The organism is Mesorhizobium vachelliae (assembly GCF_033977325.1).
GTDB lineage: Bacteria > Pseudomonadota > Alphaproteobacteria > Rhizobiales > Rhizobiaceae > Mesorhizobium > Mesorhizobium vachelliae.
The window spans coordinates 1-586 of the sequence record NZ_JAVIIR010000080.1 but is presented as its reverse complement, the minus strand read 5'-3'; the positions used below and the strand labels follow the sequence as shown (position 1 = coordinate 586).

1 protein-coding gene and 2 pseudogenes are annotated in these 586 nt (G+C 56.0%); all 3 read right to left on the bottom strand.

Annotation, left to right across the window (positions count from 1 at the left end; translation table 11 throughout):
- Positions 1–153, bottom strand: a pseudogene (locus RFM41_RS34115) (S-(hydroxymethyl)glutathione synthase); the annotation flags it as partial.
- A gap of 25 nt (positions 154–178) precedes the next feature.
- On the bottom strand, positions 179–439 hold the full coding sequence (locus RFM41_RS34110; RefSeq protein ID WP_320248764.1) for a hypothetical protein: 261 nt from the start codon (positions 437–439) through the stop codon (positions 179–181).
- Positions 440–586 (bottom strand): annotated as a pseudogene (locus RFM41_RS34105) (S-(hydroxymethyl)glutathione dehydrogenase); the annotation flags it as partial.

Sequence of the window (586 nt, the reverse complement as noted above, 5' to 3'; positions counted from 1 at the left end):
GGTGCAGCCGCAGGCATGGTTGTGGGCGATCTGGCCCTTGACCTTCACCTTCACCGGCTTGCTGGTGCACAGGCAAACCAGCGTGCCGCCGGCAAAGCTCGCGCTTTCCTTCGGCAGGCCATTGTCTATCGAGTGATGCAGTTTTTCCGCCATTCCTACTTCCTCCCATGTTTTTCGGTCATGTCGACCCAGTGTCGATGACCACCTCACTTTCCATGAAGTGCACCTTCAGCAGCCGGTGCACTTCGCTCAAGCTCCTCCTCAAGAACCTGGCATGCACGAAATAGGCGATATCGTCTTTCGCGCGATCGATCTCCTTCAGGTCGATTTCGACGTGCTTGTTGTCCCGAAAACGCCGCCACAGGTCCTCGCCGAAGTTCCGTATCCGATGGATCGTCGACTTATCGGGGTCGATGAAGCAAATTCGGACCTCCTTCACCTAGTAAACCACGACGCTGCGGATCGACTTGCCCTGATGCATGAGGTCAAAGCCCTTGTTGATGTCCTCGAGCTTCAGCGTGTGGGTGATCATCGGGTCGATCTGGATCTTCTTTTCCATGTACCAGTCGACGATCCTGGGCACGTC